This is a genomic window from Actinoplanes sp. ATCC 53533, assembly GCF_003947245.1.
Map to the genome: position 1 here is coordinate 33,417 of NZ_QHHV01000136.1, position 26,738 is coordinate 60,154.

The following is a 26,738-nucleotide window of genomic DNA, read 5'->3' on the forward strand; positions in this document are numbered from 1 at the left end:
CATGCCGCTGATCGAGACCCTCCCGGTGCGGGCGGACACCGCCCAGTGGTCCGTCTGGGGCACCGTGGCCCGGATCGTGGTGACCGACCCGGCGCTGCTGGCCGAGGCCACCGCCATCGTCGCGGCCGAGCTCGCCGCCGTCGACGCGGCGTGCAGCCGGTTCCGGGCCGACTCCGAGCTGGCCGTGGCCTGCCGGGCCGGCGGCCGCCCGGTGACGGTCAGCCCGCTGCTCGCCGACCTGGTCGGTGCCGCCCTCGAAGCCGCCCGGCAGACCGGCGGCGACGTCGACCCCACCATCGGGGCGGCGCTGTGCGGGCTGGGCTATGACCGCGACTTCGCCGCCATCACCGGGCGCGAGGTCGCCCCGGCCGTGCGGATCTTCGCCGCCCCGGACTGGCGGTCGGTGCGGCTGCACGACCGCGAGCTGACCGTGCCCGACGGCGTCCTGCTGGACCTCGGCGCGACCGCCAAGGCCGTCGCCGCCGACCGGGCCGCCCTGCTGGTCGCCGCGCGCCTCGGCGTCGGCGTGCTGGTGGCGCTGGGCGGCGACATCGCGACCGCCGGGCCGGCGCCGGCCGGCGGCTGGCGGGTGCTGGTGCAGGACCGGCCGGGCGACCCGCGCTGCACGGTACGGCTGCCGGCCGGCGCCGCGCTCGCCACCTCCAGCACCGTGGGCCGGACCTGGGGCCGCGCCGGCGAGCTGCTGCACCACATCCTCGACCCGAGGACGGGCCGGCCCGCGCCGCGGGTGTGGCGGACGGTCTCCGTCGCGGCGTACTCGTGCCTGCGGGCCAACACGCTGAGCACAGCCGCCGTCGTGCGCGGCCACGCGGCGCCGGACCTGCTCGACGGCGTGCCCGCCCGGCTGGTCACCACCGACCTCGACGTGCTCCGGCTGGGCGGGTGGCCCTCATGACCGCCTGCACCGAGCGGCACCCGGCCGCACCGAACGCCGGCCTCGCCGGCGAGGGCCAGGAGGGTATGCCCAGCCCGCACAGCATGACCGCCTGCACCGAGCGGCACCCAGCCGCACCGGATGAGGAGGGCACGAGATGACCGACGCGCTGTGGTACTTCGGCCGGGGCACCGGCGTCGTCTCGCTCGTGCTGCTGTCGGTCGTGGTCGCGCTGGGCATCGGCGCCCGGTCCGGCCGGACGGCCTTCGGCCTGCCCCGCTTCGCCGTCAACATGCTGCACCGCAACGCCGCGCTGCTGGCCGTCGTGCTGTTGGCCGGGCACGTGGTCAGCCTCTACTTCGACCCGTACGCGCAGCTGCGCTTCTTCGACCTGGTGGTGCCGTTCGTGGGGCAGTACCGGCCGTTCTGGCTCGGGCTGGGCACGCTCGCCTTCGACCTGATGCTCGCGTTGATCGCCACCAGCCTGCTGCGGCACCGCCTCGGCGCCCGTACCTGGCGGATCGTGCACTGGCTGGCCTACCTGTGCTGGCCCATCGCGCTGCTGCACGGCTGGCAGACCGGCACCGACAGCAGCACCTGGTGGCTGCGAACGGTCCTGGCGCTCTGCGCCGCCCTGGTCGTCGCTGCCGTCGCCTGGCGGGTCACGCCCTCGTTCGCCCGTTTCCCCGCCCGCGCCCCGCGCCGGGTCCGCATCCTCGAGGAGGCCCGGTGACCACCGTGGACGCCCCGGCCCAGGTGCAGCTGCGGCTGCTCGCGGGTCCCAACGACGGCCGGCTCGACACCCACCTGCGCCGCCACGGCCGCCCGCCGGTCCTGGACGCCGGCCGGCTCGTCGAGTCGCTGCGCGCCGCGGGGCTGACCGGCCGCGGTGGCGCTGGCTTCCCCACCTGGCGCAAGATCGAGGCGGTGCTGCGGGCCCCGGGCACGCCGGTGGTCGTGGCGAACGGCTCCGAGGGGGAGCCGGCCAGCGGCAAGGACCGTGCGCTGCTGGCGTACCAGCCGCATCTCGTCCTGGACGGCCTGCAACTCGTGGCCGCCGCGCTCGGCGCGCGTACCGCGCATCTCTATGTCGCCGCGGCCTCGGCCGACGGCGTCCAGGCGGCGCTGGCCGCACGGCGCGGGGCCGGCCTGGATCCGGTGGCGGTCACCGTGACCGTCGCGCCGGAGGCCTTCGTCGCGGGGGAGGAGTCGGCGGTGGTCGCCGCGGTCTCCGGCCGGCCGGCCGTGCCCGCCGACAAGCTGCTGCGGATCACCGAGTCCGGGGTGGGCGGGGCGCCGACCCTGGTGCAGAACGTCGAGACGCTGGCCCACCTCGCGCTGATCGCCCGGCACGGCCCCGCCTGGTTCCGCGCCGCGGGCACCCACGACGAACCGGGCACCTTTCTGGCGACCGTCGGCGGCGCGGTGGACGCGCCCGGCGTGATCGAGGCGGGGTACGGCGTCCGGCTCGGTGACCTCGTCGACGCGGCCGGCGGCCCCACGTCGCCGTTGCAGGCGGTGCTTCTCGGCGGCTACCACGGCGGCTGGGTCCCGGCCCGGCCGGAGCTGGAGGTGAGCCGGGCGGCGCTGGCGCCGTTCGGGGCGTCACCGGGCGCGGGCATCGTGCTCGCCCTGCCCAGGCACGCCTGCGGCCTGGCCGAGACGGCCCGGATCGCCGGCTACCTGGCCGGGGAGGTCGCCGGGCAATGTGGGCCGTGCGTCAACGGCCTGCCGCGGCTGGCCGGCACCCTGGGCGACCTGGCCCACCACCGGGCGCGGGCCGGCCTGCCGGCCGAGGTGCGCCGGCTCGCCGCGCTGGTCACCGGCCGGGGCGCCTGCCGGCACCCGGACGGCACCGCCCGCATGATCATCAGCGCGATGAGCGCCTTCGACGCGGACGTGGCCGCGCACCTGGCGGGCCGCTGCCTGGCCGTCGATTCCGCACACCAGGGGGTACGGCGATGAGCACCACCCGGCTGCACGTGGATTGGACGGCCTGCGACGGTCGCGGCCTCTGCGCCGAGCTGCTGCCCGAGCTGCTGGTCGAGGACGACTGGGGCTATCCGGTGGCCCGTACCGGGGAGGCGGAGCCCGCGGTGCCGCGTCAGCTGCAGGCCTCCGCCCGGCGGGCCGTCGACCGGTGCCCGGCCCTGGCACTGCGGCTCGTCCAGCGCTGAACCGCCTCGCGCCCCGATCCCTCCGTGCCATCGCGGAATGGTCGGGGCGTGATCTATTTCGGTCTCGGCCCGGTGGATCACCATTGTCCCCGATCGCTCTTGGCGCGCCGTTCGGGCGCGCCATGTTACTGTGCGACGCCGTGGCCGGACCATCGGAGAATCCGGTTCTCCCATGTCCGGAAACCGACGCCGGCCGGGGTCGTTCTTCCCTTGACGGAGCGCTCGGTGCGCCTGCTAGCTTGTCCGATGTGGAGCGGGGTTCACCCTGGTCCAGAGGCCGCGACCCGCCACCGGGTTCGGCATTCCCTTGACCGTCGTCTAGCGTTCACCGCCGGAGTGTCCTCGCGCTTTGTTGTCGTGAGGCCAAACGGTGGGGTGCGTCGTAAGTGGTGTGCATGAAATTGCCGAGTGGGCGTGGGGTCTCACTAGAGGCAGGGGCGTCGTGACAACGACGGAAACAACGGCGGACGACGCCGCGACAGGACCGATTCCGACAACGGCAGCGCATTCGCCGGTCACCGACTGGGATCTCGGTGCCCCCGATGGGCGCGGCCATGCCGACCGCTGGATGTGGGAGGCGCGCTACGTCAAGCTGCTGCTCGCCGTCGACTTCGGCGCGACGGTGCTGGCCACCCTGGCCGCCTACGTGCTGCGGTTCCAGGGCGCGCCGTACGCGGACTGGTATCTGCTGTTCTCGGCGCTCATCCCGTTCGTCTGGGTGGGCCTGCTGGGGCTGACGCACGCCTACGAGCGGCGGGTGCTGTTCGTCGGCGGCGAGGAATATCAACGGGTGCTGCGGGCCGGGGTGCGGCTGACCCTGTGCATGGCGCTGGCCTCCTACGTGGCCAACGCGGATATCGCCCGGGGCTATCTGCTGATCGCTCTGGTGCTGACCACGGTGCTCTCGCTGGCCGGCCGCTTCGTGCTGCGCAAGGTGCTGCACCGGTCCCGCCGGCGCGGCGCGTGCATGCACCGGGTGCTCGCGCTCGGGCACGCCTCCGCCGTCGCGCAGATGACCAGTCAGCTGCACCGCAGCACATACCACGGGTTTCAGGTCGTCGGTGCCTGCCTGCCGGCGGGGCAGCTCGCCGACGCGGCGCGCACGGTCGACGTGCCGGTGTTCGGCGAGCTGGGCGCGGCGGCGAATTCCGCCGCCGCCGCGGGCGCCGACACCGTGATGGTGCTCTCCTGCCCGGAGCTGGACGGCCCGATGCTGCGCCGGCTGGCCTGGGAGCTGGAGCGTGACGACATCGACCTGATCGTCTCGTCGGCGCTGGTCGACACCGCCGGCGACCGCGTCACGGTGCGCCCGGTCGACGGACTGCCGATGATGCACATCGAGCACCCGCGGCTCTCCGGTGGCCGCCGCCTGATCAAATCCATGTTCGACATCTCGGTGGCGGCGCTGCTGCTGGCGCTGCTCGGGCCGGTGTTCCTGGCGATCGCCGTGGTCATCCGGCTGGACACCCGCGGCCCGGTGTTCTTCCGGCAGGCCCGGGCGGGCCGCGGCGGCGAGTCGTTCCGGATGTACAAATTCCGCACCATGCACACCGACGCGGAGGCGCACCTCGAGGCGATGCGCCAGCAGAACGAGCACGCCGGGGTGCTGTTCAAGATCCGGGCGGATCCGCGGGTGACCCGCGCCGGGCGGATCCTGCGCCGGTATTCACTCGACGAGCTGCCCCAGCTGATCAACGTCCTGCTGGGCGAGATGTCGCTGGTGGGCCCGCGCCCGCCGCTGCTCAGCGAGGTCGAGCAATATCCGCAGGACATGCGCCGGCGGCTGGTGGTCAAGCCTGGCATGACGGGGTTGTGGCAGGTGAGCGGGCGGTCGGACCTCTCCTGGGAGGATTCCATCCGGCTGGACCTGCGGTATGTGGAGAACTGGTCGCTCACCGTCGATCTGGTGATCCTGATGCGCACCGCGACGGCGGTCCTGCGCGGCTCCGGAGCCTATTGAGCTGGCGCGAGCCGCCTAGGCTCGCGCCATGCCTCGCCGGACAGCCGCGGTCCTGGTCACCCTGATCGCCCTGGTGGCGGCCTGGCGCCTGGTCACCCCGCAGGACACCACGGGGGTACGAGGTCAGCTGACGTTCCTGCGCGCGCAGCTCGACGACGGCGCCGCGCAGGACGCCCAGCAGCTGTTCCCGGAGGGCTATTTCTTCCTGCACGCGCTCTACGGCCTCGCCCACGTCGACCTCGGCCGCACCGCCGCCGACCCGGCCGAGGACGCGCGCGAGGCCCGCTGGGCGCTGGCCCGGCTGGAGTCCCCGGCCGGCCGCGAGCCGTTCGACGCCGGTCTCGCGCCCGCCTACGGCGTCTTCTACCAGGGCTGGACCAACTGGCTTCGCGGCGGCGTGCTGTCGCTGGGGCCGGATCCGGCGCTGCGGCGGGAGTTCGAGTCGGCCTCCGCAGCGCTGGCCACGGCCTTCGACGCGGCGCCGACGCCGTACCTGGCGGCCTATCCGGGCCAGGCCTGGCCGGTCGACTCGACGGTCGCGGTGGCCTCGCTGCGCCTGCACGACAAGCTCCTGCCGCCCCGGTACGCCGGCACGGTCGGCCGCTGGCTGGCGGGGGCCCGGCAGCGGCTCGACCCGGCGACCGGGCTGCTGCCGCACACCGTCGATCCGGTGTCGGGCGCACCCACGTCGGTGGCCCGGGGCACGTCGCAGAGCATCATCCAGCGCTTCCTCGTCGACGTCGACCCGGCGTTCGCCCGGTCGCAGTACCAGCGTTTCCGCGCGCTGTTCGTGGTGCGGCCGCTGCGCCTGGGGCCGGCGGTGCGCGAATATCCCGTGGGCACCGACGGCCCGGCCGACGTCGACTCGGGCCCGCTGCCGCTCGGCGTGAGCCTGTCCGCGACGACCGTGACCCTGGGGGCGGCGGCCGTGCAGGGCGACGGGCGGCTGGCCGGGGCGCTGGCCAACTACGGGGAGCTGATCGGCGTACCGGTGTCGACGCCGTGGTCCAAACGCTATGCGGTGGGCGTACTCCCGATCGGTGATGCCTTTCTGGCGTGGTCGAAGACCGCGCGGCCGTGGGTGGCCGCGCAGCCGGCGCCGCTGCCGCCCGGGGTGAATCGGGTCTGGCGGCTGCCTCTGCTGGCGGCGCTGGCGCTGATCGTGCTGCTCAGCTGGCTGCCGGTCGCCCGCCGCGGCGGGGTCAAAAACTCGGTGCGGGCGGAAATAAGCTCGGGATCGGCCTTTTGGGGGTTTTTCCGCTTTTAGAGAGCTTATGGTGGCATGTTCGAGTAGTGCCCGGAAATGGCGCAAGACCGTTCTCAGTGGGCCGTGATGGTGCCCGGCCATGGGGCGGAAGTTACTGATGGCTAGCTGTGGTGGTCGAGATGTCTCCTCGCGGGGACACATACCCGGCTTCGGGCGAATTTTGGCTAAAAGATGCATTCCACCGGTAAGTGAGTATTGAGGCGGTTACATTACGGAAGGCGCGGCCTCAAGTCTCATCTTTCGACCGAGGCCAGCGCCGCCAATGCCGGTTCAATCCGGTAGCCGAACCGCCCTCAGGTGCGGTGCCCGAACAGGCAAACCCGTCGCGAGGCGGGGACGCAAAGCCAGGGGCCTCCCCCGCGGAGGTCGCCCAGCCGCCGAAGGAGATAGGAAGAAAATGCGCTTTCCACCAGCCCACGCGGCTCCGCGCGGCTCCGTCCCGCCCAGGCGCCGCATACCCAGAAGGCTGCGGACCGCTCTGTCAGTTGCCGTCGCCGGAAGCTTCGGCCTCGTGCCGGCGGTCATGGTCGCCTCGCCCGCCCAAGCGACACCCGCTGACGACCTAACCATCTCGAGCGCCGAGATCTGGGAGGGCGGGAAGGCGTCCTTCACGGTGACCTACACTGGCGCCGCCAACTCGGGGCTCATCAACTTCGCTCCGGTCAACGGCACTACGGCGAACGCGGATTTCGCTCCTTTTTCGTCCAGCCCCGTCTCCCACATCTTCCCCGGCGGCGGTGGTGCCGCCAACACGCTGACGGTGACGGTGCAGACGAGCGCCGATGGAGTCGCCGACGATGCCGAGACCTTCCTTCTCAGGGCCACTGACACAACAACCGACACCGCAGACGGAACGGGCACGATTTATGACAGCCCGACAGCCGTCCCTGACTTGACAGTCACGGACGCCACGACCTGGGAGGGCGGAAAGGCGTCCTTCACGGTGACCTACGGCGGTTCCGGTTCCTCGGGGGCTGTCACCTTCGTGGCGGCCAACAACGAGGGCGCCGTCGCCGCCGCGACAAGCGGCACCGACTTCACCGCCACGCCCAGCCTCACCTCGTACACCTTCCCCGGCACGGTTGCTGGTGGCACCAACGCCGTGACGGTGACGGTTCAGTCGCTCGTCGACGGTGACGCCACAGCGTCCGAAACCTTCCGGCTGATCGCAGCGACCTCGGGCCAAAACGCCTCGACTGGCTCGGGCACGATCTTTGAGAGCCCGTCGACCAACGAGATCGTCCTCAGCGGGGCGACGACGGTTCCGGAGACGGCGACCGGCGGCGTCCAGAAGTCGGTGACCATCACCGCCACCTCGACGAACCCGCAGCCTTACGATGTCGTCATTCCGGTGAAGACCACCTCTGGCACGGCGATCTCCACGGGCGGGGCGAACCGGGACTACACGGCGTTGTCGTCCACCGCGACAATCGTCATCCCGGCGGATCAGACCGTCGGCACCACCACGGTGCAGCTCTGGGACGACACCTCCGACGAGGTGGACACCCAGACCTTCACCGTCGAGGAGGACGCGAGCCGGACGACGCTCGGCGGTGACGTGTTCAACGCCCAGAGCTCCGTGGAGATCGGCATCAAGGACGACGACGCGGTGCCGACGATCAGCGTCGGCGATGCGGCGACGGCCAAGGAGGGTGGGCGACTGACCTTCCCGCTCACGCTGAGCAATCCATCAGAGCTGGGAGTGGAAGCCCAGCTCACTGCAGTGGGTGTGGCCACGAGCAGCGCCGCTGCGGCGACGGTGGCCACGGACATCACCTGGGTCAACGGCCCGGACAACGTGGCGGTTCCGGCGTATGCCAAGACCACCAATGTCATGATCCCGGTCCCGGTGCACCCGGTGCCGGCGGTGGGGCCGCCGGTCGTTACCGGTTTCGAGGGCCCGGAGAACGTCAGGGTCACGCTCAGTGATCCGGACAATGCCACGCTCGGCACGCCGTCGACCGCGAACGGCCTGATCACTGACGACGAAGACGGCCAGGCGGTCTTGTGGAGCACCGTCAACGACGGGCCGTTCAACACCAGTACGTTCGCCGAAGGGGATGACGGCACCACCGACAAGAAGATCTTCGTCAAGTTCGATGACGGGGACCTGCCGACGACGCTGAACTACACCTTCGTCGATGTCACTGCCAAGAACGGCACAGACTACGTCGGGACTGCCGGAAGTATCACGGTTCCCGCCGCGGGCGCCGCCGCGGTGTCGATTCCGGTCGTCATCAAGGCCGATCGGATCGACGAACCGCACGAGACCTTCAAGCTGGTGGTGACCGACCCGAGCGGGGTTGCCAACGCTACGGACATCGGCGAGGTCCCGTTCACCATCACCGACGACGACGACCCGCCGACCTGGACGACCGAGGATGTGGCGGTTCAGGAGGGCAACTCCGGAACGGCCCTGGCGCGGATCCCGGTCAAGTTGAGTGGCCCGGCCATGGCGGATGCGATCTTCGTCGCCGGCTTCAACGACGGCAGCGCCGTCGACGCCGCCTCGACGACGGGCAGCAACGACTACAACCAGCTCAGCACGACCGTGACCATCAAGGCCGGCGAGACCGTCGGATACCTCGACGTACCGGTCAACGGCGACGAGGTCTATGAGCGGGAGGAGTCGTTCACCGTTGACTTCACCCCGCCGGCCGAGGTCGACAACAGTTCGCCGGACACCGTAAGCACGGCACGGGTGACGATCGGCAATGACGACGCCACGCCGAAGCTCACCTTCGGGCAGTTCAGCGGTCCGGAAGGCGGGACCGTGGACGTGACCGGGACCGTCGTCGGTGCCTCGCAGTACGAGTACAAGATCGGCTTCGCGGCTGCCGGCAGCGGAGACAACCCGGCGACGTCGGGCGGCGTCGACTTCACCAGCCCGACTGCCCTCGCGACCCCGATCACGATTCCCGCGGGATTCACGGGGCTGCTCACGGACGCGCCGGTCAGTTTCGTGCCGCTCGCGTTCGCGCTGAAGAACGACAACATCGACGAGGCGACCGAGACGTTCACGTTCACGGCGAGCGAGGCGACGTCGTCGCTCAAGGGCTTCGCCACCTCGACCGCAGCCGTCAAGATCGCCGACGACACACTGGATCTGCCGCCGTCGGCGTCGATCGAGGATGTCTCGATCGGTGAGAACGAGCAGTCCGTCGACATCGCGGTCAACCTGACCTTCACGAGCGACAACGACGCGACGTCGACCACTCAGACCGTGTCGATTCCCTACTACACCGTCGACGGTAGCGCCGTGGAGCCTGCGGACTACACCGAGACGAAGGGCACGCTCACGATCCCGGGCGGCACCCTGTCGAAGACGATCAACGTTCCGATCAAGAGCGACAACCTGACCGAGGCCAACGAGAACTTCTTCGTCAAGCTCGGTACGCCCGGTCCGGCCGGCGCCACTGTCGGAAAGGCCTCCGGCGAAGCCATCATCAAGGCCAACACCGGAACGACCGTGCCGGACGACGACGCTCCGACGCTGAAGTCGCTGGCCTCCTTCCGGCTCGGTGCCGGTAACGCCAGCCTCTCCGGCAAGGCCGCCGCCGGTGCGACCGTCGAGCTGTGGGGTCGGAACGCCGACTCCGACGAGGGTGACTACGCCAAGATCACCCAGACCACGGCCAGTTCCTCGGGGGCCTTCGCCTTCAACCCGGCGATGACCACCCACGGTATGTACTTCATGGCCAAGGCGAACGATCTGTCCTCGGCGGCGGTCAAGGTCTCCATCCGGGAGGACCCGGACATCGCGGCCACCTCCACCGGCAGGCGCACTGTCAAGCTCACCGTCACCGGTGACCCGAAGATCCGCGGCCTCGAGGCCCGAGTCTTCCGCGTCAACGCCGGCGGCCGCCTCACCCTGGTCGGCTCCGGCCGGCTGACCGCGACCGGTACGTTCACGAAGACCCTCACGGGTCTGGCGTCCGGCAGGTCCTACACCTACAAGGCCTACATCGTGGGTATCGGTTCGCGGGGAATCCTCACCGGATACTCCTCGTACACCAGGACCGTCAGGGTCAGGTAATTTCCGGAACGACATAGCTTCCGGAACGACATAGCCAGGGGCGGCCCGACGGGCCGCCCCTGGTGTGTTGTCAGAGCCGGGTGACCGTGAAGTCGTCGAAGCGGAACCGGGTGTTGTCCCCGCGGATGCCGACGGTGGCCGCTGCCGTGATGGGTCCGCAGCCGATGCCCGGGTCCACCGCGCTGATGATCGCCCGGCCGTCCACGAAGATCACAATGGTCACCGAACCACTGGGATTGTTCTGCACCGTCGCGGCCACCCGTCGCCATTTGCCCCGGACGATCGGGGTCCCGGGGGCCTCGGCGCCGAGCAGGTGGTAGGTGCCACCGTTGCTCGGCCCACCCGGGCACTTCTTCTTGATCAGGATCTTGCCGTCCCGGCGGGCCACGCTGGCGGCGTACAGCTCGTACTGGGTCTTGTGGCGCAGCCAGATGTGCACACCGTCGTAGCTGACCGCCGGGGTGTACGAGGTGGCCGTCTGGGCCGCGATGTTCAGGTCGAACGCCACCTTGACGTTGGCGAAGTCGGCGCGCCGGGTGTTCATCCGGAAGACCGCCGAGCCGGTGGAATCCGTGGAGCGGGGGCCGGGGGAGCCGTCGTCGATCTTGCCGGTGTATCCGGTGCCGTGCACCGCGAACAGCGAGCCGGAAGTCACCTCCCACACCGCCGAGAGCACCGCGTCGCGGCGCTTCGGATTGCTGTACGCGTACCCGTTGGTCACCAGCCCGGAGGTGCGGCCCAGCGCCGGCCGGTAGGCCCGCGGCCGCGCATCCGGCCGGGCCAGCAACGCCGTCGCGTCGTCCAGCGTCACCTCCTGGGTCGCGGCGCCCGCGCCGAAGTCCACCCGCAGCTGTTCGGTGCCGGCCGGTACGGCCGGCGTCGTAGCCTCCAGCCGCGCCCAGGTCGTCGCCGGCCCGTACGGCGCACCGGTGAACCACTTGCGCCACCCATGGGCCGCGCTGTACGCGTACGCGATCGCCCGAACCGCCGAACCGGCCTGGTACCAGGTGTTGATCGTGTAGGAATGTCCGGCGGTCACCGCGAACGTCCGGTCCGGCTCGGCCGGTTCGGCCACCGCCGGGGGCGCCGAGAGGAGCAAGGTGGGCGTCACGACCGCCGTCATCCCGAGCTGATGGATCTTGCGCACCGGCGGCCTCCCCCATCAGCAACGCGCCACCCGGAGTGGGGTGACGTCGCCGCATCTTTCGGACGAATCCGGCCCGGACCTGAGAAAAGGCCGGGCCGGAGTCGATCCGGCCGGCTATTCGACCTCGACGGCCGCCTCAGCGAACTGCGCCGAATACAGCCGGGCGTAGGCGCCGTCCGCCGCGATCAGGTCGTCGTGCGTGCCGTGCTCGACGATCGCGCCGTCCTCCATCACCAGGATCACGTCCGCGTCGCGGATCGTGGAGAGCCGGTGGGCGATCACGAACGACGTGCGGCCCACCCGCAGCGTGTTCATCGCGCGCTGGATCAGCACCTCCGTGCGGGTGTCGACCGAACTGGTCGCCTCGTCCAGGATCAGGATGCTCGGCTCGGCCAGGAACGCCCGGGCGATCGTGATCAGCTGCTTCTCGCCCGCCGACACGTTCGAGCCCTCCTCGTCGATCACCGTCTCCATGCCGTCCGGCAGCGACCGCACGAACCGGTCCACGTGCGCGGCCGAGGCGGCCTCCGCCACCGACTCCGGGGTGGGGTGATCGGCCCCGTACGCGATGTTGTCGTAGATCGTGCCGCCGAACAGCCAGGTGTCCTGCAGGACCATGCCGATGTGCTCGCGCAGTTCCTCGCGCGGCATGACCGCGATGTCGACCCCGTCGATGGTGATCCGGCCGCTGGTCACGTCGTAGAAGCGCATCAGCAGGTTGACCAGCGTGGTCTTGCCGGCGCCGGTCGGGCCGACGATCGCCACCGTCTGCCCGGGCTCCACCACCAGCGACAGGTTGTCGATGAGCGGCTTGTCCGGCAGGTAGCGGAACGACACGTCCTCGAAGGCGATCCGGCCCTGGACCTTGTCACCGAGCACCGGGCCGGCCGGATCGGGCGACTGCTCCTCGGCGTCCAGCAGCGCGAAGACCCGCTCCGCGGACGCCACCCCGGACTGCACCAGGTTCGCCATGCTGGCCACCTGGGTCAGCGGCTGGCTGAACTGCCGCGAATACTGGATGAACGCCTGCACGTCGCCCAGCGACAGCGAGCCGGAGGCGACCCGCAGGCCGCCGGCGACCGCGACCAGCACGTAGTTCACGTTGCTGATGAACATCATCGCCGGCTGGATCAGGCCCGAGATGAACTGCGCGCGGAAGCTGGAGACGTACAGCTTGTCGTTGTGCTCCCGGAACGTCTCGGCGGCCTCGCCCTCGCGGCCGAAGACCTTGACCAGCGAGTGGCCGGTGAACATCTCCTCGATGTGGCCGTTGAGCCGGCCGGTCGTCGCCCACTGGGCGACGAACTGCGGCTGCGACCGCTTGCCGATCCTGGTCGTGACCAGCACCGACACCGGTACGGTGATGAGCGCGATCAGCGCCAGCAGCGGTGAGATCCAGAACATCATCGCCAGCACGCCCACGATGGTCAGCAGGCTCGTGACGAGCTGGCTGAACGTCTGCTGCAGCGTCTGCGCGATGTTGTCGGTGTCGTTGGTCGCCCGGCTCAGCACCTCGCCGCGCGCCTGCTGGTCGAAGTACGACAGCGGCAGCCGGGCCAGCTTCTCCTCGACCTGCCCGCGCAGCCGGGAGGCGACGGCCTGCACCGCCGTGGCGGTCAGCCGGCCCTGGAACACCCCGAAGATCCACGCGGCCAGATAGAGCACCAGCACCCAGAGCAGCACGTGCCCGAGCCGGTTGAAGTCGACGCCCTGGCCGGGGACGATGTCCATGGACGCCAGCATGCTGGCCCGGTTCGTCTCGCCCTCGGCGCGCAGCTGCTCGACGAGCTCCGCCTTGCTGACCCCGGCGGGCAGGCCCTTGCCGATGATGCCGTCGAAGATGATGTCGGTGGCGTGGCCGAGCAGGTAGGGAGCGACGACCGACAGGGTCACGCTGGCCGCGCCGAGCAGCAGCACCACGCCGACCAGCACCCGTTGCGGGCGCAGCATGCCCAGCAGCCGCTTGCTGGAGCCCTTGAAATCCCGCAGTTTCTCGGTCGGCATGCCGCCGGCCATCATGCGGGCGGCGGGGCCACCACCCATCGGCGGCCCGGCGGGCCGACGCTCAGGCGCGGTCACGCTGAACCTCCTTGGCGTGCGCTCCGGTGCGGTCGTTCACGCCGCGGCCTCCTGTTCGGTGAGCTGGGAAAGAACGATCTCGCGGTACGTGGCATTGCCGTCCATCAGCTCCGCGTGGGTGCCCGTGCCGACCACCTTTCCGCCGTCGAGCACGACGATCCGGTCGGCGTCCCGGATCGTGCTGACCCGCTGCGCCACGATCACCACCGTGGCGTCGGCGATGTGCGCGGTCAGCGCCGCCCGCAGCGCCGCGTCCGTGGCGTAGTCGAGCGCCGAGAACGAGTCGTCGAAGAGGTAGATCTCCGGCCGGTGCACCAGCACCCGGGCGATCGCCAGCCGTTGCCGCTGGCCGCCCGAGACGTTCGTGCCGCCCTGGGCGATCGGCGCCTGCAGGCCGCCCTCCATCCGTTCGACGAAGTCCCGGGCCTGCGCCACCTCCAGCGCGGTCCACAACTGCTCGTCGGTCGCGTCCGGGTTGCCGTAGCGCAGGTTCGAGGCCACGGTCCCGCTGAACAGGTAAGGCTTCTGTGGCACCAGGCCGACCGTCCGGGACAGCAGCACCGGGTCGAGCTCCCGGACGTCGACCCCGTCGACCAGCACGGTGCCGCCGGTGGCGTCGAACAGCCGGGGCACCAGGTTGAGCAGCGTGGTCTTGCCGCTGCCCGTGCTGCCGATGACGGCCGTGATCTCCCGCGGCCGGGCCGTCAGCTCGATCCCGCACAGCACCGGCGCCTCGGCGCCGGGGTAGTGGAAGTCGACGTCACGCAGCTCCAGGAAGCCGTGCCGGCTCAGCTCGGTGACCGGATTCGCGGCGATGACCACGCTCGACGACAGCGCCAGCACCTCGTCGATGCGCTCGGCGCAGACCTCGGCGCGCGGGATCATCACGAACATGAAGGTGGCCATCATGATCGCCATCAGGATCTGCATCAGATAACTGAGGAACGCGGTCAGCGCGCCGATCTGCATCGAACCGTCGTCGATCCGGTGCCCGCCGAACCACAGCACCGCCACGCTGGAGACGTTCACCAGCAGCATCACGGTCGGGAACATCAGCGCCATCAGCCGGCCGACCCGCAGCGAGACGTCGGTCAGCTCGGCGTTGGCGACGCCGAAGCGGGCCTGCTCGCGGTCGTCGCGGACGAACGCGCGGATCACCCGGATGCCGGTGATCTGCTCGCGCATCACCCGGTTGACCTTGTCGATGCGCACCTGCATCGTGCGGAACAGCGGCCGCATCCGGGCGATGATCAGCGCGACCACGGCGACCAGGACGGGCACGACGACCAGCAACAGCGAGGACAGCGGCACGTCCTGACGCAGCGCCAGCAGGATGCCGCCGACGCACATGATCGGCGCGGACACCATCAGCAGGAACGTCATCAGGACCAGCATCTGGACCTGCTGGACGTCGTTGGTGGTGCGGGTGATCAGCGACGGCGCGCCGAACTGCCCGACCTCGCGGGCCGAGAAGTCGAGCACCCGGGCGAAGATGGCCGCCCGGATGTCGCGGCCGACGGCCATGGCGGTGCGCGCGCCGAAGTAGACGGCGGCCACCTGCGCGGCGATCTGCACCAGCGTGATGCCGAGCATCTGGGCGCCGACCATCATGACGTAGCCGGTGTCGCCGGGCACCACGCCGTTGTCGATGATGTCCGCGTTCAGGGTGGGCAGATAGAGCGTGGCGAGCGTGGCGACGAACTGGAACAACACGACCAGCAAGATCGCATTCCCGTACGGCCGGAGCCGCGCTCGCAGGAGTCGGACAAGCACCGGTCAGGCACCCCCGTCGGTCTGGTCTGGTTGGGCGGCGATCAGCGGGATCGCCGAGGTCGTGGCGCCGTCGGAGGCGACCAGCACCCCGTCGAACAGCAGCGACACCAGCTCGTCGCCGTCGTAGCGCCGGTCGCCGAACGGGCCGTAGGTATTCGCTCCGCAGAAGAGCAGAACCAGCCGGGCCACCGCGGCGGGCGGGCGGCGCAGCAGTGCCGCGTCCGGCTCGATCAGCGCGGTGAGCGCGGCGAGCAGGTCGGCGCGGGCCTGGTGCATCCGGGCCACCCCGTCGGGGTCGGCGGCGTGGTGCGCCAGCCGGGCGGCGGACATCAGCCGGGCGTTGCCGGCGAACCGGCCGATGATCAGCGTGGCGGCGGCCGACAGCCGGGCCCGGAGACCCAGGCCCGGATCGATGGCGGCGATGGCGTCGAGGGTCGGCGCGGGGTCGAAGGCGTGCACGATCGCCGCCGTGAGCAGCGACCGCTTGTCCGGGAAGACGCCGAAGATGGTGCCCTCGGCGACGCCGGCGGCCTGCGCGATCTGCTTGGTGCTGACGTCGAGCCCGTGCTCGTGCAGCAGCGGGATCGTCGCGGCGATGAGCGCGGCCCGCCGATCCTCGGGTGCCATGGCGGGCACCCGCCGGCGGCGCGGACTCGGTGCGGAAGGACTCACCCGGGGAATACTAATGAGCGAGCACTCACTCAGCCATTGATATTTGTGTCGGCGTGGTCTCGGTGGCGCCGAGCAGGGAGCGGGTGACGTTCTGGGCCTCGGACAGCATCTCGTCCGCCGCCTGCCGCAGATCGGCATCGCCGGGCTCCCGGTCGGCCTCGGCGGCGATGAGCACGGCCCGGCGGACGAGTTCCTTGGCGAACGAGGCCGTGGTGCCCTCGGTGCGCGCCGCGACCTCGTCGAGAGCTCCCTCGCTGAACGGGAGCCGGCGGGCGTACCGGGCGACCAGCAACCGGCGTGCCTGCTGGCCCGGCAGCGGCACCTCCACGGCGAGGTCCACCCGGCCGGGTCGCTGGGCCAGCGCGGGTTCGAGCACGTCGACGCGGTTGGTGGTGAGCAGGAACGCCACGTCGGCGTCGTCGCTGAGCCCGTCGAGCGCCTCCAGCACCTCGAACAGCAGCGGCTGCGCACCCTGGTAGTGGTCGCGGCTCTCCGCCACCAGGTCACAGTCCTCCAGCACCACGAGAGCCGGCTGCAGGGCCCGGGCCATCAGCGCGGCCTCCGAGACGTACTGGATGGACGGCCCGGCCAGCAGGATGACCGTCAGGTCCGGCAGCGCGCCGAGCAGGTAGCGGACCGTGTGGGTCTTGCCGGTGCCCGGCGGCCCGTAGAGCAGCAGCCCGCGCTTGAGATGCTGCCCGGCGGCCCGCAACCGCTCGCGGTGCCGGGCGACCCCGGCGACGTGCCGCTGCAGCCGTTCCAGCACGCCGGCGGGCAGCACGATGTCCTCGGGCGCGAGGGTGGGACGCCGGTGGAACGTGATGCCGCCGACGCCCGGCTCGAAGTCCGAGCCGCCCAGCGTCAGCACCTGTCCCCGCAGCACCGACCGTTCGAGCATCACCGCTCGGACCGTGCTGATCAGCGTGGCGGCGGCGCCCGGAGCCGGGGTGAGCACCTCCATGCGTGCGCCGGCGTTGCCGGAGTGCGGTTCGGCCGCGCGCTGCAGGACCGCCACCGGCGCGTCGGCGAATGTGAACAGCCGGATCCCGAACGACACCACCTGCCGGGTGCTGTCTGGTCCGGTCGCGGTGCTGCCGTAGTCGACCGCGCCGACCGGGAACTGACCGAAGCGCCCGGAGGCCTCCAGGATCTCGCTGAGCGAGTGGTGCCGGCGCTGCTCCCCGCCGCCGATGCCGAGCAGCTGTCCGGGCCCGCCGCGCTGCTCGACCTCGGCGAGCGCGACATCCAGGTCGACGAACCGGTAGGCCGGGATCTCCTCGCTGACCACCGGCAGCCGGCGCGGATCGACGCCGAGATGGGCCTCCAGCAGGGCGGCCAGGGTGGGACCGTCGCTCTGCTGCCGGTCGCGGTGCTCGGTGACCACCTCGTCGAGGAAGGTCTGGAACACGGCGATGAATTGCGCTGCCCGCTCGTCCACGCGCTGGACGCTAGTCAACGACCACCAGTCGCGTGGCGGATACGCCGATCTGCGTAGCCGTCGGGCCGCTCCGGAACGGAGACCCGCGGCGGCGTGCGAGGCGAGGCGAGATCGGGGTATTTCCTCAGCGTATACTCTCAGCGTATAGTCGCTCGCATGACGGTGCCACTGACCCTTCTCGGGCTTCTCGAACGCGAACCCAGCCACGGCTATGACCTCAAGCGCGACTACGACTCCTACTTCGGGCGGGGCAAGCCGCTCTCGTTCGGCCAGGTCTACTCGACGCTGGCCCGGCTCGCCCGCGACGGCAAGGTGGTCATCAGTGACCTGGAGCCCGGCGAGGGCCCCGACCGCAAGCGCTATGTCATCACCGACCTGGGTGCCACCGAGGTGGACGCCTGGCTGACCGAGCCGGTCGCCGCCGAGCCGCACCTGCAGACCGTGCTCTTCGCCAAGGTGACCCTCGCCCTCATGCTCGGCCGCAACGCCGAGGCCTACCTCGACACCCAGCGCGCCGCCCATCTGCGACGGATGCGCGAGCTCACCGAGATCAAGCGCACCGGCGGCCTGGTCGACGCCCTGCTCGCCGACCACGGCCTGTTCCACCTCGAGGCGGATCTGCGCTGGATCGATCTCACCTCGGCCCGCCTCGACGCCCTGGCCAGGGAGGTGCGGTCATGACCGACCGCACCGGGCGGCACCCGGCCGCACCGCGCCGCGGCCTCGCCGGCGAGGGCCAGCAGGGCAGGACAAAGGTGGCTCGGTCATGACCGTCATCGAGGCGCGCGACGTGGTTCTTTCGTTCGGCGAGACGCCGGCGCTGCGGGGCGCCCAGCTCGCCGTCGCCGAGGGTGAGCTGCTCGCGATCATGGGGCCGAGCGGCTCCGGCAAGTCCACCCTGCTGCACTGCCTGGCCGGCATCCTGGTGCCCGACGCCGGTGAGATCCACTTCGAGGGCCGGCGGGTGGACCGGCTCGGCGAGACCGAGCGCAGCCGCCTGCGGCGGGACAAGTTCGGTTTCGTCTTCCAGTTCGGCCAGCTCGTTCCGGAGCTCAGCGCGCAGGAGAACGTCGCCCTGCCGCTGCTGCTCGGCGGCGTGCGCCGGGCCGCGGCGGTGGCCGAGGCCCGCACCTGGTTCGGCCGGCTCGGGCTCGACGGGCTGGAGGAGCGGCGCTCCGGGGAGCTCTCCGGCGGCCAGGCCCAGCGGGTCGCCCTGGCCCGTGGGCTGGTGGCCCGGCCACGGGTGCTGTTCGCCGACGAGCCGACCGGCGCCCTCGACTCGCTCACCGGCGAGCACGTCATGGACCTGCTGGTCAGCGCGGCCCGCGAGCAGGGCACCACGGTCGTGCTGGTCACCCACGAGGCTCGGGTCGCGGCGTACGCCGATCGGGAGGTCGTCGTCCGCGACGGCAAGGTGCACTCGCTGACCGCCGAGGCGATCCCTCGTCCAACCGCCCCGCCGCCGCCCTTGACCGGACTGAAGGCGAGCGCATGATCCGCTTCGGACTGCGGCTCACCCTCGCGGGTGGCCGGGAGGCAGCCGTACGCCTGGTCGTGATCGCCCTGGCCGTGGCCCTCGGGGCCGGCATGCTGCTGCTCGCGCTCGCCGGGCTCAACGGCGTGACCAGCCAGAACGACCGGTACGGCTGGGCCAACTCGGCGGACGCGCCGGGCGCCGAACGGGGCGCGGATCCACTGTGGTGGCAGTTGCGGGTGGACGGCTTCGATCGCCGTACCGTCGGCCGGGTCGATCTGGCCGCGACCGGGCCGAACTCGCCGGTGCCGCCGGGCCTGCCCCGGCTGCCCGGCCCGGGGGAGTATTACGCGTCGCCGGCGCTGGTGCGGCTGATCGCCGCCACCCCGGCCGCCGAGCTGGCCGACCGCTTCCCGGGCCGCCGGCTCGCCGGCACGATCGGCCCGGCCGCGCTGCCCGCCCCGGACTCGCTGGTGGCCGTCGTCGGCTACACCCCCGCGGAGCTCTCGCGGCGCGCCGGAGTGTCCCGGGTCGGCACCATCGCGACCACCGCGCCGACCCTGTGCCCGAACGGCTGCTGGAGCGGCATCCCGGCGGCCGGGCTCCAGCTTGTCCTGTCGGTGGTCGCGGCGGCGCTGATCTTCCCGCTCTTCATCCTCATCGGTACGGCCACCCGGCTCGCCGCCACCCGCCGCGAGCAACGGTTCGCGGCGATGCGGCTGGTCGGCGCCACCCCGGCGCAGGTCTCCGTGGTCGCCGCCGTCGAGTCCACGGTGTCGGCGCTCGCCGGTACCGTCCTCGGCTTCGCGTTGTTCTTCGCCTTCCGGGACACCTTCGCGGCGATCCCGCTCACCGGCGCGCCGATGTTCCCCGCGGACCTGGCGCTCGACCCCGTGACGTTCCTCGGCGTGGCGCTCGGGGTGCCGCTGATCGCCGCGCTCGCCGCCCGGCTGGCGCTGCGCCGGGTGCGGATCTCGCCGCTGGGTGTCACCCGGCGGGTCACGCCCCGGCCGCCGCGGGCCTGGCGGCTGATCCCGCTGGCCCTCGGCCTCGCCGAACTGGCCTACTTCGTGGGCCGCCGGCCGGGCACCACCAACGGGCAGATCCTCGCCTTCCTGCCCGGCATCTTCGTCATCATGATCGGCCTGATCGTGGCCGGCCCGTGGCTGACGATGGCCGGCTCCCGGCTGGTCGCCGGCCGCGCGGACCGGCCGGCCGCGCTGATCGCCGCGCGCCGGCTCGCCGACAACCCGCGGGCGGGCTTCCGCTCGGTCAGCGGGCTGGTGCTCGCCCTCTTCGTCACCAGCGTGGCCGTCGGGGTGATGGGCTCGATCGCCGCCCAGCAGGACACGCCGAGCCGGGACCGGGGCGCCGCCGCCCTGTTCACCCTGTTCCGCGACGAGGAGGCGGCGCCGACCGGTGACCCGGTCCCGGCCGCGCTGCTGACCCAGCCGGGGGTGCTCGGCAACGTGGTGACCCGGATCCCGCCGGAGAGCGTGCCGGTCCCGAAGGGTCAGGCCGGCGCCTTCGGGTGGCCGTACCTGCTGGCCTCGTGCGCCGAGATCGCCCGGCTGCCGGATTTCACGCAGTGCGCGGCCGGGGCCCGGACCGCCTGGGTCTGGCCCGACCTGACCGGCCCGGACGACTGGACGGGAAGCTTTCCCGCCGCGGACGTCGATCCGGCCTCGCTGCTCACGTTCCGGGTGCAGTCGATCGTGACCGTGACGGACGGCTCCACCGCCGCGCTCGAGACGGCCCGGACCACCCTGGAGCTAGCCCACCCGATGCTCTACTCGCCCTATTCCGACGTGGAGTTCCGGGCGGATACCGCGCGGGTCTTCGAGGGCTGGAAGCGGCTGGCGAACGTGGTGATCCTGGCCAGCCTGGCCATCGCCGGGTGCAGCCTGGCGGTGAGCGTCGCGGGCGGCCTGAGCGAGCGCAAGCGCCCGTTCAGCATGCTGCGGCTCACCGGCGTCTCGCTCGGCACGCTGCGCCGGGTGGTCCTGCTGGAGAGCGTCACCCCGCTGGTGATCGCGGCCGTGGTCGCGCTGGGCGCCGGGCTGGTGGCGGCGCATCTGTTCCTCACCGCCCAGATGCAGCTGTCGCTGAGCCCACCCGCGATCTCGTTCTATGCCATCGTGGCCGGCGGGCTGGCGGCGTCGCTTGCCGTGATCGCCTCCACGATGCCGCTGCTGCGCCGGATCACCGGCCCGGAGGCGGCCCGCAACGAATGAGGTAGCTGCGCCTGCCCCGGGGTCACGCCAGGATCCGGGCGGTCTGCTCGATCATGATCCGGCGACTCAGCTCGGCGTCCGCCGGCGACACGGCCACCGTCTCGCCGGCGCGGCGCCGGCGGATCTGTCCGATCAGCTCCGCGGGTACGCCGTGCCGGTGCAGGTCGTCGATGGCCTCCTGCTTGCTGATGAGCCGTCCGGTGGCGATGGTGGCCGCGGCCCGCGCGAGGGTGGTCAACCCGTGATCGACGTAAACGGCCTGCTGCCACAGCTCGGGCTTGGCGGAGGCTCCGGCCCAGTAACCGGACAGTTCGTCGCGCGCCGCGGCCCGTACCGTCGCGTCGTCGACCGGGGGGAGCAGGTCGGCCGGCGGTGGGCCGTGCACCGTGAGGCCGAAGGCGAACAACTCGGCGCGGGCGATCGCGCCGAACGGCCGCCGGTACAGCTCCTGATGTGCCCAGATCAGGTGCTCGCGGCCCAGCTCGTGGAGATCATCGAGGGGCAGGTAGGCGCAGTGCAGCAGGTCCGCGCCGGGCAGGGCGCGGTGCAGGTCGACGAGCTGTCGCTCGTCCGGTTCCCGCGGCACGACGGCGCAGAGGTCCAGATCGCTGATGCCGGGCCGGTAGTCGCCGGAGGCCAGCGAGCCGCCGACATAGAGGGCGTGCGTCAGCGGCCGGATCGCCTCGGCGAACGCCGGGACGACGGGTGCCGCGGCCAGCCGTGGATCCATGCCGGTCACGCTATCCGGCGGATGGCCGCGCCACGCCGGGGGAGCGGCGGGTCGGCGGGTTGGTCGGTGGTCGGGCACACTGGGGCACATGGTGCAGCCAGGGCCCGATCCGGACGACTACCCGCCGATCGATCCGAGCGAGCCCGTTCCCGACGACCCGGGCGAGCTTTCCCCGGACACGCCGGAGACCCTGCCGCCGGCGCCGGTCGAGCCCATGCCGGGCCCGGACGACCCGGGCAACGTGCCGGAGCCGGCCTGAGCCGCGACCGGCGGCCCGGCTGAACGCTCAGCCGGGCCACCGAACGGGCAGCCTTCAGTCCGGCCAAGGGTGGTGGCGGGGCGGTCGGACGGGGGATCAGCCGATCAGCGAGCGGATGATCACGATGGCCAGGAAGACCACGATGAACGCCAGGTCGATGGACATCCCGCCGAGGCGCAGCGGCGGCACGATCCGCCGGACCGGGGCGAGGATCGGCTCGGTGACCGCGTGCACCCCGGCGGTGAGCCGGGAGCGGACCGAGCCGTAGGCGGAGGGTCCGGCCAGCGCCACCGTCCAGTCCAGCACCGCACGCACGATCAGCAGCACCTGCACCAGCAGCAACACTAGGCTCACGAGGGAGAGCACAAGACCCATGAAGACCTCCAAGGCCGAACGGGGGCGCTCTCCACTATGCGGCTTTTTGTTGTGAACTCGCTGAGGGACGGCTGCGAATGCGCCTGACCGTGCTCGGCGGCTGCGGCGCCTGGCCCGAGCCGGGGTCGGCCTGCAGCGGCTTCCTCGTCGAGCATGACGGGTTCCGGCTGGTGCTGGACCTGGGCTATGCCACCATGCCCCGGCTGCCCGGGCCGGTCGACGCGGTCTTCATCAGCCACGGCCACCCTGATCACTGCGCCGACCTCAATCCGCTGCTCCGCGCCCGGTCGATGAGCGAGGACCAGCCGCCGCCGCTGCCGGTCTACGCGCTGCCCGGCGCGCTCGACGCGGTGCTGGCGCTGGACCGGCCGGGCATGCTGGACGACGCCTATGTGCTGCACGACGTGGTCGCCGGGCAGCCGTTCACCATCGGGCCGTTCGCCGCGACGACCCGGTTGCTGCCGCACTGGCGGCCGAACGCGGGGATCCGGCTGGCGGCCGGCGGGCGGGTGCTGGCGTACACGGGCGACTGCGGCCCCAGTCCCGAGGTCGTGGCGCTGGCCCGGGACGCGGATCTGCTGGTCGCCGAGGCGACGCATCTGACCGCCGTACCGCCGGACGTTCTGGGCATGCTCAGCAGCGTGCCGGACGCGGGCCGGCAGGCCCGCGAGGCCGGCGCGCGCCACCTGCTGCTCACCCACCTGTGGCCCGGCACCGACCACGCGGCCGCGGTGGCGCAGGCGGCCGCCGAATTCCCGGGCCCGATCGAGGTCGCGGTGCCCGGGCTGGTGATCACCCCTGGGTAGGCTGCCGGGATGTATGCGATCGATCTTGACGGCGGCGCGGAGTTGCGGCCCCTGGAACCGTGGCAGGCGCCCGAATTCCTCGCCCACATGGACCGGGCCCGCGAGACCGTGGACCCGTGGATCCCGTGGGCCGGCATCAGCACCGACCTGCCGACCGCGACGGCGACCCTGCAGCGCTATGCGGACAAGGCGGCCGCCGACACCGGCCGTCTCTACGGCATCTGGCTCGATGGGACGCTGATCGGCGGCGCCATGTTCGTGCGGTTCGACGCCGTGTCGGGCACCTGCGAGGTCGGCTGCTGGCTGGAGCCGGCGGGGCAGGGCCGCGGCCTGGTCACCCGGGCGGTGCGGCTCATCATCGACTGGGCGATGGAGGTCCGCGGCATCTACCGCGTCGAGTGGCACTGCCGCACGGACAACGCCGCCAGCGCCAATGTCGCGCGCCGCCTCGGCATGCACCTCGACGGGGTGTTGCGCGGCGAGTATCTGTACCAGGGTGTCCGCCACGACACCCAGGTGTGGTCCCTCATCGCCCCGGACCGGCCGGCAGCGACGTGAGCAGGTAGTCCTCGACGGTGGTCGCGGGCCGACCCAGCAGGTCGGCCAGCGCCGGGCCGGCCGGTCCGAAGTCGCCGCTGCGGCTCGCGGCGATCACCACCGACCGGCCCGTCGCTCGCGAGCCGGGGCCGGTGACTGCCACGGTGGCCCTGCACTCCGCCCTGCCCCAGATCGACAGCCTCTCCGCCGGAGAGAAGGCCCTGCTCGGCGAGTGGCTCGATCACCTCACGGCCTGGCTCAACCGGCCTGTGCCACCTGGCCGGGGCGTGGCACCGGGACGGACCGCGGGCGGCGGCGGGGGCGCCGTCGGATGATCCATTCGGCGAACGCCAGGTTGATCACCCAGCTGGCGATCATCAGCATCGCGTGGGCGAAGACGCCGGGCTGGCCGACCAGCAGGACCCACGGCAGGTGGGTCAGCGCCTGGGTGCCGGCGCCCTGGCCGATCGCGTACCCGCGGATCATCCAGGCGCGGTGCCGGGCGAAGTCGCGGCGCCGGACCGCGACGAAGCTGAGCACGATGGCGACGGCCATGGCGGTGCCGAAGCCCAGCCGGACCAGGCCGAGGATGCCGAAGCGGGCGCCGTCGAGCGCCGGCAACGGGTAGAACAGGGTCATCCAGAGGCCGGACACCGCCGCGGCCAGCCCGCAGGGCACCAGGACCCGGCCGGCGATCCGGTGCCAACGGGGCCGGCGGCGGCGCAGACCACTGTGGAACTGCAGCGCGCCGAGCACGCAGAACAGGCTGGCGCCGATGATGTGCACGACCACCGGCAGCGGCACGGCGAAGAACCGGGCGTTGGCAGGTGTGACCTCGGCACCGGACGCCAGCTCGGCTACCCGGAAGGCCCCGGCGAGCACCGGCACGGCACTGAGCGCCAGCAGGCCCGCGGTCGCTCGCCACTCGGCCCGGGAGGAGGGGTTTGTCATGGCTCGATCGTGCCGAGCGCCACGGGCCGGCGTATCGGTCCCTGGTCTGGTGACCCGGCCGTACTTTCGGCGGAGTCAACGCCCGTGGACCCGGTGGGTCTCGTATGCCCAGATCGCGATCTCCACCCTGTTTCGGGCGCCGAGCTTGTTCATCAGGCTGGTGACGTGGGTCTTCACCGTGCTGAGCGTGATGTGCAGCTCGGCACCGATCTCGGCGTTGGTCCGCCCGCGCGCGACCGCCGTCAGGACCTGCTCCTCGCGGTCGGTCAGCGCGTCGACCGGCTGCACCGGCGCCGCGGGCCCGGACCCGGCGAAGGTGCGCAGCAGGCGCGCGGTGATGCTCGGCGCGATCATCGCCTCCCCGTCGGCGGCGGCGCGCACGGCCTGGGCCAGCATCACCGTGCCCGCGTCCTTGAGCAGGAACCCCCGGGCACCGGCGCGCAGCGCGGCGTAGACGTACTCGTCGAGGTCGAAGGTCGTGATGACGACGACCGCGAGCGGATCGGCGACCTCCGGCCCGGCCAGCGCGCGGGTGGCCGCGATGCCGTCGACCCCGGGCATCCGGATATCGAAGAGGCACACGTCGGGGCGCAGCCGCCGGGCCAGCTCGACGGCCCGTTGCCCGTTGGCCGCCTCGCCGACCACCTCGATGCCCGGCTGCGAGTTGAGGATCATCGTGAGCCCGGTCCGGACGATCTCCTGGTCGTCTGCGACGACCACGCGGATGCTCACGTGGGCGATCCGTTCCGGGGCAGCACCGCGGTCACCGTCCAGCCGCGGCCCGGATCGGGCCCGGCCTCGCAGGTGCCGCCGAGCAGCCCGGCGCGCTCGATCATGCCGACCAGCCCGTATCCCGCCGCGCCGCCCGCCGGCGGGCCGCCCTCCCCGTCGTCGCTGACCCGCAGCCGCACCGAGGTGGGATCGGCACTGACCCGAACCTCGATCCTCTTCGCGTGCCGGGCGTGCCGCCGGGCGTTGGTCACCGACTCCTGGGCGATCCGGAAGATCGCCGTGCGCACCGGGGGCGGCAGGTCGCCGAGATCGCCGGTGATGTCCACGTCGACCGGCGGGCCGGACCGGGCCGTGCCGGCCAGCGTCGCCAGGTCGGCGAGCCGGGCATCGGGGGCCGGCTGGGCCGGCGGGCCGGCGGGCGGGTCGTGCCGCAGCACCCGGACCATGCCGCGCATCTCGGCGAGGGCCCGGGACGCCTCGGCCTCGATGACGTGCAACGCGTCGGTGGCCGCCGCCGGGTCGCTCGGCGCCATGGCGAGACCGGCCTGGGCACGGATCGCCATCGCGGACACGTGGTGCGCGACGGTGTCGTGCAGGTCGCGGGCCAGCCGTTCGCGTTCGAGCAGCTTGACCTGCTCCAGCTCGCGCTGCCGGGCCCGGGCCCGCCACCGCAGGGCCAGCCCCAGGGCCGCGGTGGCGGAGAGGACGGCGAACCCGGCGACCAGGTCGACCGGGCTGAGCTGCCCGGCGGCCGCGCCGAGCGCGACCTTGCCCAGGATGAAGGCCAGCCCCAGCACGGCCTCGCGACCGGACCCCCAGCGCAGCAGGGCATAGGGCAGGAGCAGCAGGAAGACGAGCGTGAACGACTCCAGGGTCGCGCCCGGCAGCAGCACCGGGGCGAGCCCGCTGACCCCGAAGCCGATCACCACCATCAGCAGCGGCCGGGTCCGCCGCCACAGCAGGATCGGCACCAGCGCGACGACGATGCCCGCCGACGCGAAGCGCCACGGCAACTCGGGCCGGAGCAGGCCCTCCAGCACGGCGAGCGGCACGAGCACGGCGACCAGAGCCCAGTCCCGCCACACCCGCGTGGGCGGGTGCGGGGAGCGGGGCTCGTCCCAGAGCGAGCGCAGCAGGTCGTGCACTCGTTGATCGTACGAGAGTGCCGGCTCTGCCAGATCGTCCCTGAGAACGAC

The 26,738-nt window shown here is 72.0% G+C and carries 25 protein-coding genes and 1 riboswitch; of the genes, 14 read left to right on the forward strand and 11 right to left on the reverse strand.

The genetic code is table 11. The annotated features are described in order from the left end of the window. Window position 1: 1 nt before the first annotated feature. From DMB66_RS38085 to DMB66_RS38115, 8 genes are all read left to right on the forward strand, one after another. Window positions 2-916 carry an FAD:protein FMN transferase gene (locus DMB66_RS38085; RefSeq protein WP_125808986.1) on the forward strand — a complete coding sequence of 305 codons (915 nt, stop codon included), beginning with the start codon at window positions 2-4 and terminating at the stop codon, window positions 914-916. Further along, entirely contained in the window at window positions 913-1,056 is a 144-nt protein-coding gene (locus tag DMB66_RS61645; RefSeq protein WP_158647505.1) for a hypothetical protein, read from the forward strand. Before DMB66_RS38085 ends, DMB66_RS61645 begins: the two co-directional genes overlap by 4 nt. Further along, the gene (locus DMB66_RS38090) at window positions 1,053-1,628 is read left to right on the forward strand and encodes a ferric reductase-like transmembrane domain-containing protein (RefSeq protein WP_125808987.1); all 576 of its coding nucleotides are present in this window, start codon (window positions 1,053-1,055) and stop codon (window positions 1,626-1,628) included. Before DMB66_RS61645 ends, DMB66_RS38090 begins: the two co-directional genes overlap by 4 nt. Next, on the forward strand, window positions 1,625-2,860 hold the full coding sequence (locus DMB66_RS38095) for an NADH-ubiquinone oxidoreductase-F iron-sulfur binding region domain-containing protein (protein ID WP_125808988.1): 1,236 nt from the start codon (window positions 1,625-1,627) through the stop codon (window positions 2,858-2,860). The genes DMB66_RS38090 and DMB66_RS38095 overlap by 4 nt, the downstream gene beginning before the upstream one ends. Continuing rightward, a complete protein-coding gene (locus DMB66_RS38100) occupies window positions 2,857-3,072 on the forward strand; it encodes a ferredoxin (RefSeq protein WP_125808989.1) in 216 nt (71 codons plus the stop codon). Before DMB66_RS38095 ends, DMB66_RS38100 begins: the two co-directional genes overlap by 4 nt. A 442-nt stretch (window positions 3,073-3,514) precedes the next feature. Then, the gene (locus tag DMB66_RS38105) at window positions 3,515-5,032 is read left to right on the forward strand and encodes a sugar transferase (RefSeq protein ID WP_125808990.1); all 1,518 of its coding nucleotides are present in this window, start codon (window positions 3,515-3,517) and stop codon (window positions 5,030-5,032) included. Window positions 5,033-5,060: 28 nt separating this feature from the next. Next, window positions 5,061-6,299 carry a hypothetical protein gene (locus tag DMB66_RS38110; RefSeq protein ID WP_199752862.1) on the forward strand — a complete coding sequence of 413 codons (1,239 nt, stop codon included), beginning with the start codon at window positions 5,061-5,063 and terminating at the stop codon, window positions 6,297-6,299. A gap of 303 nt (window positions 6,300-6,602) precedes the next feature. Continuing rightward, window positions 6,603-6,681: riboswitch (cyclic di-GMP riboswitch) on the forward strand. Between the two features lie 510 nt (window positions 6,682-7,191). Beyond that, window positions 7,192-10,335, forward strand: a complete 3,144-nt coding sequence (locus DMB66_RS38115; protein WP_158647506.1) for a Calx-beta domain-containing protein — start codon at window positions 7,192-7,194, stop codon at window positions 10,333-10,335. A 70-nt stretch (window positions 10,336-10,405) separates the two neighbouring features. Here the strand turns inward: DMB66_RS38115 and DMB66_RS38120 are convergent, their stop codons facing one another. The 5 genes from DMB66_RS38120 to DMB66_RS38140 all read right to left on the reverse strand — a co-directional run bounded on the left by DMB66_RS38120 (window position 10,406) and on the right by DMB66_RS38140 (window position 17,444). Next, the gene (locus tag DMB66_RS38120) at window positions 10,406-11,482 is read right to left on the reverse strand and encodes a hypothetical protein (protein ID WP_125808992.1); all 1,077 of its coding nucleotides are present in this window, start codon (window positions 11,480-11,482) and stop codon (window positions 10,406-10,408) included. Window positions 11,483-11,596: 114 nt separating this feature from the next. Beyond that, window positions 11,597-13,525 (reverse strand): ABC transporter ATP-binding protein, encoded by a 1,929-nt coding sequence (locus DMB66_RS38125; RefSeq protein WP_125809017.1) that lies wholly within the window; start codon window positions 13,523-13,525, stop codon window positions 11,597-11,599. Between the two features lie 72 nt (window positions 13,526-13,597). Then, window positions 13,598-15,334, reverse strand: a complete 1,737-nt coding sequence (locus DMB66_RS38130; protein ID WP_125808993.1) for an ABC transporter ATP-binding protein — start codon at window positions 15,332-15,334, stop codon at window positions 13,598-13,600. A 3-nt stretch (window positions 15,335-15,337) separates the two neighbouring features. Beyond that, entirely contained in the window at window positions 15,338-15,961 is a 624-nt protein-coding gene (locus DMB66_RS38135) for a TetR/AcrR family transcriptional regulator (RefSeq protein ID WP_125808994.1), read from the reverse strand. Between the two features lie 70 nt (window positions 15,962-16,031). Next, window positions 16,032-17,444, reverse strand: coding sequence for an ATP-binding protein (locus DMB66_RS38140; RefSeq protein WP_125808995.1), 1,413 nt, complete (start codon window positions 17,442-17,444; stop codon window positions 16,032-16,034). A gap of 156 nt (window positions 17,445-17,600) precedes the next feature. Here DMB66_RS38140 and DMB66_RS38145 point away from each other — a divergent pair, with 156 nt between their 5' ends. The 3 genes from DMB66_RS38145 (at window position 17,601) to DMB66_RS38155 (ending at window position 21,152) form a co-directional block, all read left to right on the forward strand. Then, window positions 17,601-18,125: a PadR family transcriptional regulator gene (locus DMB66_RS38145; protein WP_125808996.1), complete on the forward strand. Its 525-nt coding sequence runs from the start codon at window positions 17,601-17,603 to the stop codon at window positions 18,123-18,125. An 85-nt stretch (window positions 18,126-18,210) separates the two neighbouring features. Next, window positions 18,211-18,939 (forward strand): ABC transporter ATP-binding protein, encoded by a 729-nt coding sequence (locus tag DMB66_RS38150; protein WP_125808997.1) that lies wholly within the window; start codon window positions 18,211-18,213, stop codon window positions 18,937-18,939. Next, window positions 18,936-21,152 (forward strand): FtsX-like permease family protein, encoded by a 2,217-nt coding sequence (locus DMB66_RS38155; RefSeq protein WP_125808998.1) that lies wholly within the window; start codon window positions 18,936-18,938, stop codon window positions 21,150-21,152. Before DMB66_RS38150 ends, DMB66_RS38155 begins: the two co-directional genes overlap by 4 nt. A 22-nt stretch (window positions 21,153-21,174) precedes the next feature. Here DMB66_RS38155 and DMB66_RS38160 read toward each other — a convergent pair whose 3' ends face one another. Continuing rightward, complete coding sequence (locus DMB66_RS38160; protein WP_158647507.1) at window positions 21,175-21,882, reverse strand: nucleotidyltransferase domain-containing protein; 708 nt, start codon at window positions 21,880-21,882, stop codon at window positions 21,175-21,177. Between the two features lie 88 nt (window positions 21,883-21,970). Here DMB66_RS38160 and DMB66_RS62960 point away from each other — a divergent pair, with 88 nt between their 5' ends. Then, complete coding sequence (locus DMB66_RS62960) at window positions 21,971-22,141, forward strand: hypothetical protein (protein WP_199752863.1); 171 nt, start codon at window positions 21,971-21,973, stop codon at window positions 22,139-22,141. Between the two features lie 96 nt (window positions 22,142-22,237). Here the strand turns inward: DMB66_RS62960 and DMB66_RS38165 are convergent, their stop codons facing one another. Next, window positions 22,238-22,495 carry a YggT family protein gene (locus DMB66_RS38165; protein WP_233625131.1) on the reverse strand — a complete coding sequence of 86 codons (258 nt, stop codon included), beginning with the start codon at window positions 22,493-22,495 and terminating at the stop codon, window positions 22,238-22,240. Window positions 22,496-22,593: 98 nt separating this feature from the next. On the opposite strand from DMB66_RS38165, the gene DMB66_RS38170 reads away from it, so the two are divergent. Further along, window positions 22,594-23,322: an MBL fold metallo-hydrolase gene (locus tag DMB66_RS38170; protein WP_125809001.1), complete on the forward strand. Its 729-nt coding sequence runs from the start codon at window positions 22,594-22,596 to the stop codon at window positions 23,320-23,322. Window positions 23,323-23,331: 9 nt separating this feature from the next. After that, complete coding sequence (locus DMB66_RS38175; RefSeq protein ID WP_125809002.1) at window positions 23,332-23,880, forward strand: GNAT family N-acetyltransferase; 549 nt, start codon at window positions 23,332-23,334, stop codon at window positions 23,878-23,880. Here the strand turns inward: DMB66_RS38175 and DMB66_RS61650 are convergent. The 4 genes from DMB66_RS61650 to DMB66_RS38190 form a co-directional block, all read right to left on the reverse strand. Next, complete coding sequence (locus tag DMB66_RS61650) at window positions 23,849-24,022, reverse strand: hypothetical protein (protein WP_158647508.1); 174 nt, start codon at window positions 24,020-24,022, stop codon at window positions 23,849-23,851. The two genes, DMB66_RS38175 and DMB66_RS61650, sit on opposite strands and share 32 nt — an antisense overlap. 95 nt (window positions 24,023-24,117) lie before the next feature. Next, entirely contained in the window at window positions 24,118-24,810 is a 693-nt protein-coding gene (locus DMB66_RS38180) for a DUF2306 domain-containing protein (RefSeq protein WP_125809003.1), read from the reverse strand. Window positions 24,811-24,885: 75 nt separating this feature from the next. After that, on the reverse strand, window positions 24,886-25,542 hold the full coding sequence (locus DMB66_RS38185; RefSeq protein WP_125809004.1) for a response regulator transcription factor: 657 nt from the start codon (window positions 25,540-25,542) through the stop codon (window positions 24,886-24,888). After that, window positions 25,539-26,687 (reverse strand): sensor histidine kinase, encoded by a 1,149-nt coding sequence (locus tag DMB66_RS38190; RefSeq protein ID WP_125809005.1) that lies wholly within the window; start codon window positions 26,685-26,687, stop codon window positions 25,539-25,541. The genes DMB66_RS38185 and DMB66_RS38190 overlap by 4 nt, the downstream gene beginning before the upstream one ends. Between the last annotated feature and the right edge of the window lie 51 nt (window positions 26,688-26,738).